The 18459-nt window shown below is 55.0% G+C and carries 19 protein-coding genes and 3 pseudogenes; 13 read left to right on the top strand and 9 right to left on the bottom strand.

All coding sequences use genetic code 11. From position 1 onward, the window contains the following. Positions 1-81: 81 nt before the first annotated feature. A complete protein-coding gene (locus tag N6V40_RS07270; protein ID WP_131088892.1) occupies positions 82-753 on the bottom strand; it encodes a potassium channel family protein in 672 nt (223 codons plus the stop codon). Then, positions 746-2179, bottom strand: a complete 1434-nt coding sequence (locus tag N6V40_RS07275) for a TrkH family potassium uptake protein (RefSeq protein WP_131088891.1) — start codon at positions 2177-2179, stop codon at positions 746-748. Before N6V40_RS07275 ends, N6V40_RS07270 begins: the two co-directional genes overlap by 8 nt. A 207-nt stretch (positions 2180-2386) precedes the next feature. On the opposite strand from N6V40_RS07275, the pseudogene N6V40_RS07280 reads away from it, so the two are divergent. From N6V40_RS07280 to N6V40_RS07300, 5 genes and pseudogenes are all read left to right on the top strand, one after another. After that, positions 2387-3555 (top strand): annotated as a pseudogene (locus N6V40_RS07280) (acetoin utilization protein AcuC). Positions 3556-3649: 94 nt separating this feature from the next. Further along, positions 3650-4093 (top strand): ArsR/SmtB family transcription factor, encoded by a 444-nt coding sequence (locus N6V40_RS07285; protein ID WP_396268530.1) that lies wholly within the window; start codon positions 3650-3652, stop codon positions 4091-4093. A gap of 157 nt (positions 4094-4250) precedes the next feature. Beyond that, the gene (gene gdhA, locus N6V40_RS07290) at positions 4251-5594 is read left to right on the top strand and encodes an NADP-specific glutamate dehydrogenase (protein ID WP_131088889.1); all 1344 of its coding nucleotides are present in this window, start codon (positions 4251-4253) and stop codon (positions 5592-5594) included. 256 nt (positions 5595-5850) lie between these two features. Continuing rightward, on the top strand, positions 5851-6075 hold the full coding sequence (locus tag N6V40_RS07295) for a helix-turn-helix domain-containing protein (protein ID WP_131088888.1): 225 nt from the start codon (positions 5851-5853) through the stop codon (positions 6073-6075). 138 nt (positions 6076-6213) lie between these two features. Continuing rightward, positions 6214-6312: a 30S ribosomal protein bS22 gene (locus N6V40_RS07300; RefSeq protein WP_005504750.1), complete on the top strand. Its 99-nt coding sequence runs from the start codon at positions 6214-6216 to the stop codon at positions 6310-6312. Positions 6313-6413: 101 nt separating this feature from the next. Here the strand turns inward: N6V40_RS07300 and N6V40_RS07305 are convergent, their stop codons facing one another. After that, complete coding sequence (locus N6V40_RS07305) at positions 6414-6815, bottom strand: HAD family hydrolase (RefSeq protein WP_262199551.1); 402 nt, start codon at positions 6813-6815, stop codon at positions 6414-6416. 65 nt (positions 6816-6880) lie between these two features. Continuing rightward, positions 6881-7219, bottom strand: a pseudogene (locus N6V40_RS07310) (HAD family hydrolase); the annotation flags it as partial. A 62-nt stretch (positions 7220-7281) separates the two neighbouring features. Between N6V40_RS07310 and N6V40_RS07315 the strand changes: the two are divergent. Both N6V40_RS07315 and N6V40_RS07320 read left to right on the top strand, forming a co-directional pair. Continuing rightward, positions 7282-7527, top strand: coding sequence for a glutaredoxin family protein (locus N6V40_RS07315; RefSeq protein ID WP_315973789.1), 246 nt, complete (start codon positions 7282-7284; stop codon positions 7525-7527). A 66-nt stretch (positions 7528-7593) separates the two neighbouring features. Continuing rightward, complete coding sequence (locus N6V40_RS07320; RefSeq protein ID WP_131088886.1) at positions 7594-8229, top strand: redox-sensing transcriptional repressor Rex; 636 nt, start codon at positions 7594-7596, stop codon at positions 8227-8229. 101 nt (positions 8230-8330) lie between these two features. Here N6V40_RS07320 and N6V40_RS07325 read toward each other — a convergent pair whose 3' ends face one another. Further along, on the bottom strand, positions 8331-9122 hold the full coding sequence (locus tag N6V40_RS07325) for a hypothetical protein (RefSeq protein WP_262199552.1): 792 nt from the start codon (positions 9120-9122) through the stop codon (positions 8331-8333). Between the two features lie 178 nt (positions 9123-9300). On the opposite strand from N6V40_RS07325, the gene N6V40_RS07330 reads away from it, so the two are divergent. The 5 genes and pseudogenes from N6V40_RS07330 to ccsB all read left to right on the top strand — a co-directional run bounded on the left by N6V40_RS07330 (position 9301) and on the right by ccsB (position 14039). Continuing rightward, positions 9301-9963 carry a histidine phosphatase family protein gene (locus tag N6V40_RS07330; RefSeq protein ID WP_262199553.1) on the top strand — a complete coding sequence of 221 codons (663 nt, stop codon included), beginning with the start codon at positions 9301-9303 and terminating at the stop codon, positions 9961-9963. A gap of 4 nt (positions 9964-9967) precedes the next feature. Further along, a complete protein-coding gene (locus N6V40_RS07335; RefSeq protein ID WP_207306468.1) occupies positions 9968-10591 on the top strand; it encodes a TlpA family protein disulfide reductase in 624 nt (207 codons plus the stop codon). An 8-nt stretch (positions 10592-10599) separates the two neighbouring features. Next, positions 10600-11355 (top strand): cytochrome c biogenesis CcdA family protein, encoded by a 756-nt coding sequence (locus N6V40_RS07340; protein ID WP_131088883.1) that lies wholly within the window; start codon positions 10600-10602, stop codon positions 11353-11355. A gap of 95 nt (positions 11356-11450) precedes the next feature. Beyond that, a pseudogene (locus N6V40_RS07345) lies at positions 11451-12982 on the top strand (cytochrome c biogenesis protein ResB). Then, a complete protein-coding gene (gene ccsB / locus N6V40_RS07350; RefSeq protein ID WP_131088881.1) occupies positions 12975-14039 on the top strand; it encodes a c-type cytochrome biogenesis protein CcsB in 1065 nt (354 codons plus the stop codon). The pseudogene N6V40_RS07345 and the gene ccsB overlap by 8 nt, the downstream one beginning before the upstream one ends. Positions 14040-14318: 279 nt before the next feature. Here the strand turns inward: ccsB and N6V40_RS07355 are convergent, their stop codons facing one another. Continuing rightward, entirely contained in the window at positions 14319-14723 is a 405-nt protein-coding gene (locus N6V40_RS07355) for a PLD nuclease N-terminal domain-containing protein (protein ID WP_131088880.1), read from the bottom strand. 53 nt (positions 14724-14776) lie between these two features. Here N6V40_RS07355 and N6V40_RS07360 point away from each other — a divergent pair, with 53 nt between their 5' ends. Further along, complete coding sequence (locus N6V40_RS07360) at positions 14777-15067, top strand: DUF4229 domain-containing protein (RefSeq protein ID WP_131088879.1); 291 nt, start codon at positions 14777-14779, stop codon at positions 15065-15067. Positions 15068-15208: 141 nt separating this feature from the next. Here N6V40_RS07360 and N6V40_RS07365 read toward each other — a convergent pair whose 3' ends face one another. The 3 genes from N6V40_RS07365 to N6V40_RS07375 form a co-directional block, all read right to left on the bottom strand. Continuing rightward, positions 15209-16093: a 1,4-dihydroxy-2-naphthoate polyprenyltransferase gene (locus N6V40_RS07365; RefSeq protein ID WP_262199554.1), complete on the bottom strand. Its 885-nt coding sequence runs from the start codon at positions 16091-16093 to the stop codon at positions 15209-15211. 75 nt (positions 16094-16168) lie between these two features. Further along, positions 16169-17296 carry an AMP-binding protein gene (locus N6V40_RS07370; RefSeq protein ID WP_262199555.1) on the bottom strand — a complete coding sequence of 376 codons (1128 nt, stop codon included), beginning with the start codon at positions 17294-17296 and terminating at the stop codon, positions 16169-16171. 27 nt (positions 17297-17323) lie between these two features. Then, positions 17324-18286, bottom strand: a complete 963-nt coding sequence (locus N6V40_RS07375) for a 1,4-dihydroxy-2-naphthoyl-CoA synthase (protein ID WP_131088876.1) — start codon at positions 18284-18286, stop codon at positions 17324-17326. Positions 18287-18459: the final 173 nt, after the last annotated feature.

The following is an 18459-nucleotide window of genomic DNA, read 5'->3' on the forward strand; positions in this document are numbered from 1 at the left end:
TTTTTACAACTAAAGATGAGTGAGGCCGGTACCCTAAGGGGTACCGGCCTCTTCCATCCGTGCCAAGCGCCGTGCAATGGCCTACGGACGGGCCGCAAATCTTTCTAGCAAGTCCACGTGCCCAGAAACGATCAGCACGTCTCTACGGGTCACGATGGTGTCTGGCACAGCGTACGTGAAATCTTCACCGGGCGATTTCACACCGACAATGGTCACGCCGTACTTAGAACGAACCTGGGACTGCGCAAGGGTGAAGCCCTGAGTCTCCTTTGGCGGATACATCTTCACGATGGCAAAGCCGTCTTCAAATTCAATGAAGTCCAACATACGTCCACCGACCAAGTGCGCGGCACGGACCCCAGCATCTGCTTCCGGGTAAATCACGTGATTGGCACCGATGCGCGTGAGGATCTTGCCGTGCGAAGGGGTAATGGCCTTGACCCACAGATGCTCAATTCCCAAGTCCACCAAGTTCACCGTGATCAGCACGGATGACTCGATGGAAGTACCCACGCCAACCACGGCGGAGGAGAACTCTTGGGCACCAAGCTGACGTAGTGCATCAATGTTCGTGGCATCAGCGGCGACCACGTGGGTGAGCGTACTGGCCCACTGCTGAACGAGTTCTGGGCTGCGTTCGATGGCCAAAACTTCTCGGCCCTGCTTGACCAACGTTTGGGCTACGGAGGCACCAAAACGTCCCAGACCGATCACCAGAACTGGGGCATTGTGGTCTATATTCTTGTCAGCCAATGAGCGGCCTCTCTTCTGGAAGTCTAAACAGGGAGTTACGGTGGCGCATGGTCAGCGCGCTAGCTAGGGTGATGCTACCGATACGTCCAGCAAACATAAGGATACTGAGTACGTATTTACCGGCCGGTGGCATCTCTTGAGACACGCCGGTACTTAATCCGACGGTGGCGAAAGCTGAAATGGATTCGAACAAGGCACGGGAAAAACCAACAGACTCATCGATGGTGACCAAAACGCCGGTGGCCACCATGACCAACGAACCGCCCATCGCAACTACCGAGATAGCTACGCGCATTGTTCCCTGGGGAATTTGGCGACCAAACGCGGTCACTTCGGTGTCGCCTCGAACTTCGGCCATGATTGCTAGGAACATAACAGCGATGGTGGTGACCTTAATACCGCCGGCGGTGGATGCCGAACCGCCACCAGCAAACATCAATGCATCGGTGAGCAACACCGTCACCTGGTGGATGTCATTTTGATCAACCAAGTTGAAGCCGCCAGAGCGCGTCATCGTCGAGGCAAATAAAGCATGAATGACCTTGTCGCCTATGGACATGTCACCCAGGGTACGCGGGTTGGACCATTCAAATACCAGCCACAGTAGCGCGCCAGCAAAGAGCAATAGCGTGGTGACCAGCATGGTCAGTTTGGTGTGCAAGTTCCATTTTTTGACGTTGAACTTGTGCGCCAACAAGACCATGACTACTGGGAAGCCCAGCGAGCCGGCATACACGCCGACCATCAAAGGGATCAAGATCCACAGGTCAGTTTCGTAAGGCACCAAACCATCTGAGTGGGGAGTGAACCCGGCGTTGTTAAACGCTGAGACGGCATAGAAAATCCCGTGCCAAATAGAGGAAAGGAAACTTTCGCCCAGAACATAGAAGCGCGGGATCAGGAACAGCGCGATAAGTCCCTGAAGGCTCACGGCCGTGGTGATCACGATGCGCAGCAAGGAACTAACCTCGCCCAACGCGGAGGCACCTGAACTGTCCATGGACTTCTGTGCCATGAGCTTGGCGCGGACGCCCAACTTGCGTGAGACGGCCAACGACATGATCGAGGCCAGCGTCAAAATGCCCAAACCACCCATGAATGCAGCGATCAGCATGATCAGCTGTCCAACAAAGGACCAGTGCGCTGCGGTGGAGACGGTGGTTAGACCAGTCACGCAAACCGCAGAAACTGCGGTAAACAGCGCGTCGTGCAGGGGAGTCACTTCACCCTTAGAAGAAGAAAACGGGGCAGCGAGCAGGGAAGTGAAAAGTGTGATCGCTAAGAGAAAGACGCTCAGCGTTAAGCGCGCGGGGGAGCGTACGGTGATGTCAGCAATTCTCGCGCGAAACGCAAATCGTTGCTTGCGGCGCTTCTCGCGCAATTCAGCTGCCCGGGCGCTGGGGCCCAGTTCACTGCCTATGCTCATCGATAACTCGCAGTTTCTTCTGGCCGGGTGGAATAAAGATGTGGAGGTTCAAGTCCTCCTAGTAATTTACGCGTTTCCCGGGCCAAACGCTTGTCATATCGCCCTAAAGAATGACTGCGTGGCCGAATACGCCATATATTCATGAGTTGGATCACTATCAGGTAGCCTGAAAAAGTGTTAGATCCGCAGCAGGCTCCTCGCCCAACTATGGTCATGTGGGATGAACAGTATCTGAAGTACAAATTCAGCGACTGGCATCCGATGCACCCATCACGTTTAGAACTGACCTACCGCCTTAGCGGAGAACTCGAAGTGCTGAGCGCGCAAAACGTGAGTATCCATGCTCCAGAAATTGCTAGTGATGCGCTTGTGGCAACCGTGCATGATCAGGCCTACATTGATCAGGTGCGTCGGGTCAGCGAAGATCCGACACTGATTGCAGAAGACTTTGGTTTGGGCACCGAAGATGATCCAGTCTTCGCCGGCATGCATGATGCTTCGGCGCGTATTGTGGGTGGCTCAGTGATTGCCGCGCAATCCATAATGGATGAAAGTACCGTTCGAGCAGTGAACTTTGCAGGCGGCATGCACCATGCGGCGCGAAGAAAAGCCAGCGGTTTCTGCATCTATAACGACGCTGCCGCAGCGATCCAACGCATGCTCGACCGTGGGGTGCAACGGGTTGCCTACATCGATGTTGACGCTCACCATGGGGATGGCACCGAATCAATTTTTGGGATGACCCAAGAGTACTGACGATATCCATCCACGAATCTGGCCTGTCGTTATTTCCTGGAACAGGATTCGCCAACGATATTGGCGGCAAGCAAGCCGAAGGCAGTGCAGTCAATGTGGCGCTGCCGGCCATGACCGGGGATTCCGGATGGATGCGCGCCTTCCATGCGATTGTTCCCCAGCTGGTTCATGCCTTCAAGCCAGAGATTATCGTTTCTCAGCATGGTTGCGATGCCCACCGTGACGACGACATGACCAACCTCAAACTCTCCGTGGACGCGCAACGTCAGGCCGCTTTGGATATTTCCCAGCTGGCCGATGAGGTCTGCGAAGGTCGATGGTTGGCCACCGGTGGTGGCGGCTACAACGTGAGCGCAGTGGTCCCGCGTGTGTGGACTCATCTGACGGCCATCGTCGCCGGGAAGCCCGTGCCGCTAAGAACATATGTCCCGGAGACTTTCCGACGATATGTTTTGGAACGATACGGTCGTGCCACCCCGTACCTGATGGGTGATGACGCCCAGCTGTGGTGGCGCAACTGGGAAGTCGGCTACGATCCAGCCGATCCAGTGGACCGCACGATCATCGCGACTCGCAAGGAAATCTTCCCGCTCTTTGGACTCGACCCCTGGTTTGACTGAGCCTTTGAACTTCATCGGTTAGGCAATTGCCGTGAATTTCACCGTGGATAGCCCGGCGAAATCAATGGCCAGAAGGTCATATGCCGTTAGGGTTATGTGTGTGGCAATTGATGAAGTGTTCTCGGCTTTGGCAGAACCAACCCGACGCAAAATTATTGAAGCTCTCAAAAGCGAACCGAAAGCGGTGGGCGCTTTGGTAACCGAGCTGGAAATTTCCCAGCCCACGGTATCCAAGCACCTGAAGGTATTACGTGAGGCGCAGCTGGTGAGCATGGCCGCTGCCGGGCAGCGCCGTATCTACAGCATCGATACCTCCGCGCTAGAGCAGCTTGTTCGTTGGTGCGCCGATCTGCTGCCAGAACAAGTACTCGAAGAGCAACAAGAACTCCATGAATCTGAAGCGGGCACTGAGCTGGCAACAACCGCCAACCCCACTGCGCAACAGATTGGCCGCAGCGTTGGCCGAGGCCTGGAACAAGTTACTGGACGTGCTCAAGAATTCTTGGAGCGGCTTCCGCGCTTTGGCCGCCGTCGCTAAGTGATCCCCAGTTTTCAAGTTACGGTTGTGTTTCTGGTTTTTAACGGCAAATTTTAGCTCGGTGTGTTCTCCATGACACTCTCGAAAGGGGGACAGTGTCGCCACGGGTAAGTTTCCCAGTGCGCATGTTCCTGCCCCGTTTGATGAGGAGAGAAACTTGGATACGCACTTAACAACGATTCGTGATGAAGTTTTCCGTCGTAACCCCGGAGAATCAGAATTCCACCAAGCGGTCACCGAAGTATTCGACAGCCTTGAAGCTGTATCGCTCAAACATCCCGAATATGCTGAAGCAGCGATCCTGCAACGCTTGTGCGAACCCGAACGACAGATCATTTTCCGTGTGCCGTGGGTTGATGACCAAGGTCGAGTCCAAATCAACCGAGGCTTCCGCGTTGAGTTCAACTCCGCATTAGGCCCGTACAAGGGTGGACTGCGTTTCCACCCCTCGGTGTACCTAGGCATCGTCAAGTTCCTAGGCTTTGAACAAATCTTCAAGAATTCCCTAACCGGTATGCCTATTGGCGGCGGCAAGGGTGGGTCTGACTTTGATCCACGGGGAAAGTCCAACGGTGAAGTTATGCGCTTCTGCCAATCGTTCATGACCGAGCTGTACCGTCACATTGGCGAATACACCGATGTGCCTGCCGGTGATATTGGCGTGGGCGGCCGCGAAATCGGCTATCTCTTCGGACAGTACAAGCGCATTACCAACCGATACGAATCTGGCGTCTTGACCGGCAAAGGACTGAGCTGGGGCGGCTCGTTGGTTCGCCCGGAAGCAACCGGCTACGGGGCCGTGATCTTCACCCAAGAAATGCTCAAGACCCGCGGCCAGTCCTTCGACGGGCAACGGGTGATCATCTCGGGATCCGGCAACGTGGCCATTCACGCCATCGAGAAAGCTGCCAACCTAGGTGCCAAGGTCGTGACCGCATCGGACTCGGCCGGCTACATCGTTGACGAAGATGGCATCGACCTAGAACTGCTACGCCAGATCAAGGAAGTTGAGCGCGGACGTATTGCCGAATACGCACAACGCCGTGGAACCAGCAGGGTGCACTACGTTGAAGCTGGCAGCGTGTGGGACGTTGCTGGAACCGTCGCACTGCCCTGCGCAACGCAGAACGAGCTGGATGAAAGTGCCGCGAAGAAGATGGTGGCCGCAGGAACCATTGCTGTTGCCGAAGGCGCCAATATGCCAACAACCGCTGCTGCAACCTCACTCTTCCAAGAAGCCGGGGTGCTCTTTGGCCCAGGTAAGGCAGCCAACGCAGGTGGCGTGGCAACCTCAGCGCTGGAAATGCAACAAAACGCCAGCCGTGACTCGTGGAGTTTCGAACACACCGAGCAGCGTCTGACCGAGATCATGGTGGGCATTCACGACCGATGTGCGACAACCGCTGACGAGTACGGCATACCAGGCAATTATGTTGCCGGTGCCAACATCGCTGGCTTTGTGAAGGTAGCGGACGCCATGCTGGCCCAAGGCGTCATCTAGGGGAATCCTTTGATTACGACTCGCGTGTCACAGCCGGTTGTATTGGACCGTGGCTCGCGAATTGTCTCAATTAAGCAACAAAATTTTTGATTCAGATGCGCCCTGAAGTGTTGCGTGATGCGAAAGTTACCAAAGTGCGATTAGACTAGGACAAAGCGAACGTGAACCTGATCGCCGATGTTGATCCAAAGTCGTGTAAGTTCACCTTCGCTAGTAACGCGACGAAATAGAGATCAGCGTCAGGAGAATATCCCGCATGACGGATAGACAGAATTTTGCAGGAGCCCGTTTCATGACGGTAGCCGAAGTGGCTGACATGATGCGTGTTTCCAAAATGACGGTTTATCGGCTGATTCACGCAGGCGATCTGCCTGCCGTTCAGTTCGGTCGCTCCTATCGTGTACCGGAGAACGCTGTCGAATCCTACCTAAGTGCCGCGGCTATTGATCCGCAGCACGGTACTGGTTCATACGGCCGTTAGTCCGCACGATGGTCAGAGCATGACCGAAAAGCGGGTAATCTATTAAGGAACGTTTAACGTCCGGTCAACCTTGTCCTTTTGCTTGCGTGCAAGCAGATATTTTGGGTTGACGCATTTATTAGTTTGTGAGGAACCATTATGGGCTCTGTTATCAAGAAGCGCCGCAAGCGTATGTCCAAGAAGAAGCACCGTAAATTGCTTCGTAAGACTCGTCACCAGCGTCGCAATAAGAAGTAAATCTACTTCGAGCACTTTGCCGCTAGGCAATCATCGCCACCGATATGCAGTTGAACTGCAAACGGTGGCGATTGCTTTATCCAGAAGTAACTAACACCCTGCTAAGAGCCGGAACGGCGCAGGATAGAGCGCCTAGCGGCCCACAGCGCACCGATGACTCCGGCTGCTCGCAGGCTGAGCTTGGCGGCTCGTTGGCCGGTGCGGAAATCGTAAACTTGCCAGCCTCTGCGCTTGGCGTAGGCACGTAACCGAGCATCCGGATTGATGCACACAGGATGGCCAACGGCTTCTAGCAATGGAACGTCATTGTAGGAATCCGAGTAGGCCCAGGAACGCGAAAGTGAGATCCCGCGAGCCTTAGCCAGGGACCGAACAGCTTGCGCTTTTTCGGCTGCGTGAAGAATTGGGCTAGCCAACGCCCCGGTGTACAAACCGTCCTTACTTTCCACCACGGTGCCCAAAGCGCCGGAAAGATTGAGCCGATCCGAGATGACATTCGCCACTTCCAGGGAGTGGCGGTGACCAGCCAGACTTCGCGACCTACATGCAGGTGCTGACGGGCAATGGCCACGGTCCCGGACCACAGCTTCGGTTCGATGAACTCGTCATAGATCTCGTTGCCGATTTGCTCAATTTCGGCCACCGGGATTCCGCGCACCATCATCAACGCACGGTCACGAATCTGATGGATGTCGCCCAAATGCTCGCCACGGGCGGCATAGCGCAGTTGTTTCAACGCGAACCATAGGATCTCGCGGAATTGGAAGAATTTGTGTTCACGGAGTTTGCGCGCCAGTAGATAAAGCGAGGCACCGCGAACCAGGGTGTTGTCCACATCAAAAAATGCGGCGACGGTACCCGATGCCGGAGCTTGAGACTGCGTGGAGTCAAATTCTGAGGAAGACATTTGATCCAGTTTATTTCATCTTAAAGTTCAAGCGTGGTTACGGCTCGTGAGATTATGGACAGGTGAGTACTTTGCATCAGATTCAACTGTTGGTTAGAAAAGACTGCCACCTTTGTCACGCCGCTCGGCAGACAGTGGCAGAAGTGACGGGCCGGTTGAATATGGAATTTTCTGAGATAGACATAGATCAGAATCCTGATCTGTTGGCAAAGCATCATGAAGAGGTTCCAGTGCTGTTCATTGACGGACAGGTCCGAGACTTCTGGACCATCGATCCACAACGGCTTGAGCGTCTGCTCACCAACTAGCAGTTGCCACAAACATGAACATGCGCGGTGCTCGCTTAGCCCATTGGAAAGTGCAGGGGAACGAAGATGTCTGAGCTTGAAGCTCGTGTCCTGCCTGAAGCCACCTTGGCTCGACTCACTCAGTACCTGCGGGCGTTGAACACTCTCGAAGCCCAAGGGCGCGAACGCACCAGCTCCGGGGTGTTGGCCAAAGAGGCTGGGGTGAACCCCTCAATCTTGCGTAAAGATCTTTCATGGCTCGGCTCCTATGGAACGCGTGGAGTCGGTTATGTCGTGCGAGAACTGGCTGAACACATCAGTCGGACCTTGGGGCTGAACCAAGACTGGAAAGTAGCGATTGTCGGTGCCGGTAACCTGGGCCGCGCGTTGAGCGGATACGCGGGTTTCACTTCGCGTGGCTTCAACGTCAAAGCCATTTTGGATGTTGACCCTGCCCTAATCGGTGACAAAGTCGGTGAACTGACCGTTGAGTCAATAGCTGATCTTGCCCAAGTAGTAGCCCGCGAAGAAATCAATATTGCGGTGCTAGCGGTCCCTGGTGATGCTGCTCAAGATCTCGTTTACGTACTTGCTGAAAATTCCGTGCGATCGGTGCTGTCTTTTGCCCCGAAACCTTTAAAGGTTCCAACCGGCATGAACCTACGCCGTGTTGATCTGTCGACAGAATTACAGATTCTGGCTTATCTGGCCGTGCAAGGCTAACCAACTTTTAGCAATAAAAAAGGCGTTGCCTGTTTTTGTCAGTGATGACAAAACAGGCAACGCCTTAGCTATTTGCCCTGAAGTCAGGGCGCTACAGCTGTTTACCGGTAACCGGCGCGACGAGCCATGCGACGGGCTGCAATGTATTCGGATGATGGACGAAGCCAAGCAAAGACCACACCAGCAATGCCAAGCAATACACCAATGATGTAGACCGCGCTCAGGACACCGGCCTGGGAGTCGCCGTACATGCTGATGGCGGACACGGTTGAGAACATGCCGAACAGTGACAGTACAGCCAAGATGGTAGCGATGATGCGCATCGCGCCCACACCACGGCCTACAAAGAAGCCCACCAAGAAGTACAGAAGTACCGAGATGATGGCACCAACAATGCTGATGCCGGCCACTACCGAGCTGGCCTGTGCCATGAACGCTTCGGGGCTGTTCATCATCTGCTGCAGGGTTGGGTCGTTAGCCATTTCAGGCGAACTTTCCATCTGCGTTTTTAGTTCTGTCTCCACCGCTGCCCACTGGGAAGCAACCATGTTGGTGAACAGATTTGAGGTGGAGATCATCCAGCTAGCAATCGCACCGACAACACCCGAAAGCAGAATCAAGATAAAAGCAATCTGCAAGGTCTTTGGTCGGGTTGCTGGAGGCTGAACTGCGGCGTAGCCACCCTGGGTAGGGAACTGGTTGTAGCCAGCAGTCATCGGAGCTTGTGCGTAAGGATCTTGCCCGGCTTGCGGGTTCTGACCGTATGGGTTTTGACCGTACGGGGAAGGCTGCTGTGCATACGGGTTTTCACCGTAAGGGTTCGGATTTGAACCTTGAGCGCCGGACTCAGGATTGTAGGGCTGGCCGGGTTGATTCGGGTCGTAATTACTCATGATCCATCATCCTTTAGGGGTCAACTTGTTGTTGTGTTCAAGACTAGTACTCGGCGCTGTGAGCTACCCCATCCAAAAGGATGGTTTTTCTATATGGGAATCCCATGCATGGGCTGTGAATAGTTGATGGTGGACACAATATGACTATTTTGCACTGAACATTTGAGACACTGGAAGTATGCCTTTATCGACCGTCCATTTGTTGCGCCACGGGGAAGTTTTCAACCCTGACCGTATTCTTTACGGACGGATCCCCGGCTACGGGCTCTCCGAGCTGGGATTCAAAATGGCTGATGCGGCCGGCGAATTTTTCGCTCAGCGTCAGGCCGAGGGAGCCAAGGTGGTTCGCTTGGTTGCTTCGCCATTGATCCGTGCCCAGCAAACCGTTGCTCCCACCAGCCACGCCCTGAACCTGCCGATTCGCACTGATGACCGTGTCATCGAAGCCGGTAACAAACTTCAAGGCCTGTCCAAGGTCGCCGAGCACCTTCGTCAGCCGAAGTTCTGGCCATTGTTGGTCAACCCACTCAAGCCATCATGGGGCGAACCTTATGCGCAGCAGGTTCAGCGCATGCGTGAAGCCATGGATGCGCATCGTCGCGCTGCTGTCGCCGAACACGGCGAAGGCGCCGAAGTGATCATTGTTAGTCACCAGCTTCCTATCTGGGTCACTCGCCGAGCAGCCGAGAAGAAGCCGTTGTGGCACGACCCGCGTCAGCGCGAATGCACGCTGGCCTCGGTCACGAGCTTCGACTTTGAAGGGGACGAATTAGTCTCCGTGCGATACACCGAACCAAACCCCGAGCTACTGGCCGGCGCAGCGAATATTCCTGGAGCCTAAGCAAATGACTGATCCTGTGCCAACCCCGCGCAATCTGAGCCGACGCACCATGCTGCGTTCGTTGATGCTTACCGCCGCGATCGTTCCTTTGGCTGCCTGTGGCGCCAAGGAAGATACGTTGACTGCGCAAGCAAACAACGGCGATGGGAAAAACTACATTGCTGGCGACGGAGCTGTGCAGGAATACGTAGCATCCAAGCGCAGTGAACCAGTAGAGATCACCGCGACCACGTACCACGGCACCGACGTTGACTTCAGCAAGTGGGAAGGCAAGCCAGTAGTGATGAACTTCTGGTACGCCGCCTGTGCGCCATGCCGTATCGAAGCTCCAGATTTGAAGAAGTTGGCCAACAAGTTTGGTGACAAGGTGGAGTTCATTGGCGTCAACGTGCGTGATGAAGCGGAGGCAGCCAAGGCGTTTGAACGCACCTTTGACCTTCCTTATGAATCAATCCAAGACACCTCTGGCGATATTCAGCTAGCTATGACCAAGTACGTGCCTTTGCAAGCCGTTCCTTCCACCCTGGTCCTAGACCGCAAGGGACGAGTGCGCGCCCGCGTTATTGGTGCAGCGGATCCGGGCACTTTGAAGTCGCTGATCGATACTGCTTTGACCGAAGAGTTGTGAGCTAGGCATTGACCTCAAATCCATTTGCCGACATCGTCCTAGACGGGTCGTTATTACTCGCGTCGCCGGTAGCGGTGTTGGCGGGATTAGTATCATTTCTTTCTCCCTGCGTTCTGCCACTGGTTCCCGGATTTCTTGGCTACGTCACCGGTCTGACCGGAGCGGATCTCAAAGAACACCGACGAGGCCGGGTAGTCCTTGGAATCTTGCTGTTTGTTCTTGGATTCTCCGTAGTTTTCATCGCAGCTGGCGTGCTGTTCAGCCAGGCGACCGCCTGGTTAAAATTTAATGGATCTTGGGTCACCCAGATTCTGGGCATTGTCGTAATTTTTATGGGCATCGTCTTCATGGGCGGATTCTCATGGATGCAGCGTGACCGTAAGATCCATAAAAAACCACCAGCCGGGCTATGGGGTGCTCCGGTCCTGGGCCTGACCTTTGGTCTAGGCTGGGCACCGTGCATCGGCCCAACCTTGAGCGCGGTACTAATAATGTCTACCGGTGGCGGAGCCAACGTCGCACGAGGCACATTGCTCACGGCGTTCTACTGCCTAGGACTAGGGTTGCCGTTCATCCTGATAGCCCTTGGACTACAGCGCGGAATGCAGGCATTAGCGTTCTTCCGCAAACATCAGGTATTCATCATGCGTTTTGGCGGCGCAATGCTCATGGCCCTCGGCGTAGTCATGGTGACTGGCCTATGGGGCACTTGGGTGTCAGAACTGCAAAACTGGTTTGCCAATGAAGTGAGGTTGCCAATTTAATGGCGAAAAAACAACGGAAGTCCAAAGGCACCCAAGACGCACCCGCATTAGGGTTTGTCGGTACCCTGCGGTGGATCTGGACTCAACTTACATCCATGCCAACAGCGTTGTTCTTGCTGTTGCTATTGGCTGTTGCTGCTGTACCGGGATCGATTTTCCCGCAGCGTCCCTCGGGGCCAGAAAACGTCGTAGGCTACATTGACCAGCACCCGGTGGCCGGTCCATGGCTTGATCGCTTCCAGATGTTCAACGTCTATTCCTCGGTCTGGTTCTCAGCGATCTACATTCTGCTGTTCATCTCCTTGGTTGGCTGCATCATTCCGCGTGTGCGTAAGCACGCGCAAGCACTGCGTACTCCACCACCACGCACTCCGGCTCGCCTGAACCGTTTGCCGCAATATACTTCCTACGAGATTCTCGAAGGTGAGTCGGATACCCCCGATGATGACCAAATCATTGAGGACTCCTACAAGATCCTGAAAAAGCGTGGTTATCGAGTAGAACGCCGCGAGGATGCGACGGGACGTTCGGTAGCAGCAGAACGTGGTTACGTTCGTGAAATCGGCAACCTGATGTTCCACATCTCGTTGATTGGTGTGCTGGTTGCCGCCGCCGTGGGTGGGGCCTTCGGCTACACCGGACAGCGTGTGGTTGTTGAGGGGAGACCTTCGTTAACTCGCTGGTTGCCTACGACTCGTTCACTCCGGGAACCGCGTTTAATGCTGACAAACTTCCTGGTTACTCGGTGAAACTCGATAAATTCGACATCGTCTTTGACCGTGAATCAGAGGCACATTTTGGACAGCCGCTGGACTTCACCGCGCACGTGCAGGTCCGTAAGACTGCGCAGTCAGAACCGGTAAAACAAGACCTGAAAGTGAACCATCCGCTACGTATTAATGGCGCGGATGTTTACTTGGTGGGCAACGGCTATGCACCGGTCATCACCGTGCGTGATGGTAAAGGCAACGTTTCTTACTCGGGTCCGGTAGCTTCGGTTCCGCAGGACTCCGTTTACACTTCAATCTTCGTGCTGAAGGTGCCTGACGCTAAGCCCGATCAGCTGGGCTTCCAGGGATTCCTACTTCCTACCGCGCTGGTAGATGAAAAGGGATTTGGTATCTCGGGAGATCCTAACGCGATCAACCCGCAGCTGCACCTGAACTCCTTCTACGGTGATCTAGGCCTAGACAATGGCAATCCGCAGAACGTCTTTGTGCTGGATACCGCGAAGATGAAGGCACTGAACAGTCGCGACCTCGACGCCGGTGGTATTCGTCTTGAAGCTGGCCAGACCTACGATCTTCCAGATGGCAAGGGAAGCATCACCTTTGATGACCTCAAGCGCTACGTAGCCTTGGATGTGAACTACGACCCGGGCAAGCTGCCAATTGGTATCTTTGCGGCTCTGGCTCTCATCGGACTTGGCGTCTCGCTGTTTACTCCGCGTCGTCGTGTCTGGATCAAACTGGTGCAGGTTGATGGCAAGCGTAGTATCGAATATGCGCTGTTGGCCCGTGGCGAAGACCCACGACTGGAACGCGAAGCTTCAGAACTACAAAAAATCTTTGACAAGGCTTGGCCATTGGCAAGCCAGGAGCAGAACCAAGGAGCAGTAAATGGGTAACGCTGGGGCATTATCACCAATTAATGAATCGCTGGGTGAATACAGCCAGTTGTTCATGCTGCTGGCAGCCATGGTCTATGGCGTAGTCTTCATCATCTTTGCTCTTGATTTGGCCAAGACAAACAAGTCCATTACCGAGATGGACTCTGCTGCGCTCAAGCGTGACGAAGAACTGCTCGTTGGTGCTGGCAACGTTGTTGCTGGAAGCAATCGCAAACGCCGCGGCGAAAATAGCCGAGCAGATCACATCAGTGAAGAGATCGTCTCGGACAAGATGACCTACACCAGCTTCTCGGCGAAGCGCCCCATGGCGCGCATCGCCGTAGTGCTGATGTGGCTTGCCGCTGCGCTTCACGGTTTCGCTGTGGTTTCCCGTGCTCTGGCTGCTCACCGTGTGCCATGGGGCAACATGTACGAGTTCCTCACCACCGGTGCATTCCTTGTTGCCTTGGTGTACCTGATCATTCTGATCATCAAGGACCTGCGCTTCATGGGTTCGTTCATCTCTGGTCTGGTCACCTTGATGCTGTGTGCAGCTACCATCGGTTTCCCTACTCCAGTAGGTCACCTGGTGCCAGCGTTACAGTCGCCATGGATCGTCATCCACGTTTCCATTGCAGTGCTTTCCTCTTCACTGTTTGCCATTAGCTTCGCCATGAACGTTTTGCAGTTGCTGCAGCACTCGCGCATGAACCGTTTGGCTTCAGGTCTTAGCGACAAGTTGCCATTCATGCGCGTAGTACCTGGCGCAGGTGCACTGGAGAACTTCGCCTACCGCATCAACACCATCGCGTTTGTCATGTGGACCTTCACCGTGATGGCTGGCGCCATCTGGGCCGAAGCAGCGTGGGGACGCTACTGGGGCTGGGATCCAAAGGAAGTCTGGTCCTTCGTGATCTGGGTTGTCTACGCAGGCTACCTGCACGCCCGCGCTACCGGTGGCTGGACCGGCCCACGTTCAGCATGGCTGTCGATTATCGGCTTCCTCTGCGTGGTCTTCAACTTCACCATCGTGAACATCTTCTTCAACGGACTACACTCCTACGCGGGCGTCTAGACCCCGCAGCAATACACAAACGGCGAGCGACACCCATCAGGGGTATTGCTCGCCGTTTGTCGTTGGCGGATCATTCTGGGCCTTGAAGGGCGCTGGGCTCGGCACCTTGTTCCCAACTGATCTGAGCTACCCAACTGATCCACGCTACTCATCTCAGACCACGCCAGCCGAGCAACAGGTACAACAAAGCCCCGGCCTCCGTGAGCGCCACGCGAGGGCGCGGTAACGGAAATGTCGGGGCTTGTGTTCTACGGGCCGTGAGTAGGCCGCTACTGGCTTCTAGGACTTGGTGTCCGGTGAATCAGTGTCGGTGTCTTCTGATTTAGCCGGTGGTTCAGGATTAGTATTCTTTTGAATCTTGCCCTGATCTTTGAGTTCTTGCTCACGAGCCTTAGTATCTGCTTCGCGTTGTTGCTGTCGGCGCCAGACTTCTAGCTGACGCAAAAAGTCCTCATCATCATCGGGGGCAGTTTGTTGCCCTGCTGGTTGGTTTGCCGAGCTTTGAGGTCGTCCAAGAACGAACCACAATACGGCACCGATCAGCGGTAAGAGGATGATCACTACGAACCATGCGGGCTTCGGCAAGGAACGTATCAGATGCCTCGGCGCACGGCTGCATTCGATCAAGGTGTAGATCATCAAAGCGACCGAAACTACTGCTGCGAATATAAGGAGACGGACCATGTAATCATTCTAGTGATAATCGAGTTCACAGGTTCATCGGTAAACTTGAAGTTATGCAGTTTCTGAAATATACAGCTCTTCGCCTGGGCATCTTCTGCGCAGTGTTCCTTGGTCTTTCGTGGGGTCTGAACTGGCCTATCTTCGTTTCCGGAATCATCGGGCTGATCTTCGCGTTCGCGGTAGCCTACTTGTTCTTTAATAAACTTCGTCTAAAAGCGAACGAGGACGTGCGTAAAGCTTTTGCTAAAACCTCGGCAAGTAAGACGCAGAAGCAGCTGGACGATGAAGCTGTCGAAGATGAATTTGATGAAGATCAGCGACGCAATCACCGAACTGCAGAATAAACGTCAACATAATTTGCGTGCTCGGTAACTGAGTTCTTAACTCCAGTGACCTTTTGAGCAGAAAAAGTCTTGGCTCATCATTTCCCGCGAGGGCAGTGATGAGCCAAGGCTTTGGTGATTAAGCGCTAAATACCCGGTGGGCTAGAACCAAGTCTGCAAGATAATGGCCAGCGCAAAGAGCAAGGCATAGACCATGTTCAGCATGCCGGTCTGCTTGAGAACCTTAACCAGCTTGGGAAGCTCGTGTTCACGCAGCATCAGCAACGATGGTGCGATAGCTGGGATGAAAGTAAGCAGTAGCAACCACAGCCAAGGGAAAGTTCCGGTAGCTAGCAGTGGCAACAAGATCGCTACGGCAATCATCAACACGTAGCTCAGACGGGCATTGTGTTCGCCGAGGCGCACAGCCAAGGTAATTTTCCCAACCTCTTTATCGGTGGGGATGTCCCGAACGTTGTTGGCCATGAGTAGCGCGCAGCCAATCAAACCGGTACCAATCGCACCCAATATGGAGGTCAGTGGCAGTTCATTGATCTGAGTGAAGGTCGTGCCCAGGGTCGCTACTAATCCAAAGAAGATGAAGACGTAGATATCACCAAGGCCGCGGTAGCCATAAGGATTTTTGCCACCGGTGTAGCCCCACGCAGCAAAAATGGCTGCCACGCCAACTAGCAACAACGGCCATGATGCGGAGACGACCACCAGGGTCAGGCCCGCAATAGCTGCCAGGCCAAAGCAGGCGAAGGCGAGGTTGCGTACGTTCTTCGGGGCAGTGAGTTTGGAGCCCGTAAGACGGAATGGGCCGACACGATCATCGTCAGTGCCGCGGATTCCATCGGAGTAGTCGTTGGAGTAGTTAACGCCAACCTGCAACAGCAAACCGACTATCAACGCCAGAACAAAACGGACCCAGTGAAGGGTGCCTGTTTCGCCCACTGCGGCCGCGGTGCCAATAACTACCGGGGCGATGACGATAGGCAAGGTGCGCAAACGTGCACCGGAGACCCATTGGGAAAGTGTGGCCACTTTCAGTCCTTTCGGGGCAAAAGAAAAACTCGTACCCTCTAGTTTCCCGCGAATGGGCGGGCAAGGCGAATCGAGTTAGTTGCGCGCACCGAGTTCATCAATGATCAGCTTGCGGTCGAACTTGCCGTTGGGCAGTTGTGGCAACCCGTTAGGGTAGTGCCGAACATACTTTGGCACGGCTTCTTTGCCCAAGGTTCGGCGCACCGCGTCGAAGGCTGCCTCGGTTTTGGTGGGTCCGCTGAAAGCTAAGCCAACGCTTTGACCCCACTGCGGATCAGGCACTGAAACGACCAAGGTTTGGGTGAAGAATTCTTCCAGGATGCCCTCGATCTTGGAAGCTGAGAGCTTGATGCCACCAGAGTTGATCACGTCATCCACGCGCCCAACGATGCTTAGTCGCTGGCCCTGAACAGAGCCCAAATCATCGGTAACGTACCAGCGGTGTCCATCGTGTTCTACAAAGTGCTCTGCGGTGGCCTCTGGGGAATCCACGTAGCCATCGGCCAGCATGGGGCCAGAAACCCAGATGCGAGAATCGTGTTCGGCCAGCTGCACGCCGGGCAGTGCGCTGCCGTTGTACACCAATCCACCCGAGGTCTCTGAAGACCCATAGGTTTGGAAGATCTTCAGTCCGTGGTGTCGAGCGTTGACGAGCAAGTCCTTGCTGGCGCGGGCTCCGCCGAGCAAGATGGCGTCAAAGCGTTTGAGCGCGGTCAAGGTAGCCGGATCAGCGTCATCAAGCAGGCGAGCTAGCTGGGTTGGTACCAGCGAGGTGAGGCGTCGCTTTTCAACCATCTGCTGTGCAGCCTGAGTGAACGAGGAAGCTGAAAAACTACCCGACAAATCCATGACCACAGGTTTGGTTCCGGCGAACAAGGAGCGAGTCAGCACGCTGAGCCCGGCCACATAATGCACCGGCAAAGCCAACAACCACTGGCCCTCAAATCCTAGGTACTCAGCAGTGGCCTGCGCACTTGATGCCAGCGCCTCAACACTGAGCACCGTGCGCTTGGCCCGACCAGTAGAACCGGAGGTGCGCACCACCGCCATGGGTTGTTCAAAGCCGGGCAGATCCTGCTCGGTGAGGTATTCGATGCGCCAGCCTGAGTCGCTGCTTTCGTCGATGATGACTTCAACAGCCGGGCCATCGTCGTTAGCGACGTTGGCCAGTGCCGAGAGCAGTTCCTGAAGCTGTGCGTCCATAGTGGTTCCTTGTGCCGGTGCCAGTGATTAGAAGTAGTACGGGTAGTTGGACCAGTCAGGGTCCCGCTTGCCCAAGAACGCGTCGCGTCCCTCTACGGCTTCGTCGGTCATGTAGGCCATGCGGGTAGCTTCGCCGGCAAAGACCTGCTGACCGGCCAGTCCGTCATCAGCCAAGTTGAACGCAAACTTGAGCATGCGGATGGCTTGCGGGGATTGCTTGGCGATGTCCGCTGCGTATTCCAATGCAACTTCTTCCAGACGCTCATGATCAACTGATTCATTAACCGCGCCCATGCGTACCATGTCATCTGCGGAGTATTCGCGGGCAAGGAAGAAAATCTCGCGGGCAGTCTTCTGACCTACCTGGCGGGCCAGCAGCGCCGAGCCATAGCCAGCATCAAAGGAACCGACGGTGGCGTCGGTCTGCTTAAACTTGCCGTTTTCTTTGGAGGCGATGGTCAAGTCAGAAACTACGTGCAGTGAGTGTCCGCCACCCGCGGCCCAACCGTTGACCACGCACAGGACAACCTTGGGCATGGTGCGCATCAGGCGCTGTACTTCAAGAATGTGCAGGCGTCCGGCGCGGGCAGGGTCGATTGACTCGCGGGTCTCACCCTCGGCGTAGCGGTAGCCATCACGGCCACGGATGCGCTGGTCGCCACCGGAGCAGAAGGCGTGCCCGCCATCTTTGGCTGATGGTCCGTTGCCGGTGAGGATGACGGTGGCCACATCACTGGTCATACGGGCGTGATCCATAGCGCGGTAAAGCTCATCAACGGTGTGCGGGCGGAAAGCATTGCGCACCTCGGGACGGTCAAAGGCGATACGGACCGTTGGTAGGTCGCGAGTGATTTCGCCGTAGGTATTGCGCTCTACCTGACGGTGGTAGGTGACGTCGGTGAAGTCGAATCCTTCAACCACGCGCCAGCGCATTGGATCAAAGACGTCGGAAACCTTTTCGGGCAGGGCTGAGCTGTTCTGGCTATTCACCCTCTAAATGCTAGTACCTTGAACCTGTTTGCGCGGACTGTGGCGCACAAACCGATGGTTTTGAACGCAGTGAATCTCGGTGCCACAGCGAAGGGGCTTGGGAATTAGCCAAAAATTGACTGAAACCCAAGCCCCGCACGGTTGGTTGACGATAGGCGTCTAGCGTTAGTTCT

Origin of the sequence: Glutamicibacter sp. M10 (assembly GCF_025452055.1) — a bacterium.
Lineage (GTDB): Bacteria > Actinomycetota > Actinomycetes > Actinomycetales > Micrococcaceae > Glutamicibacter.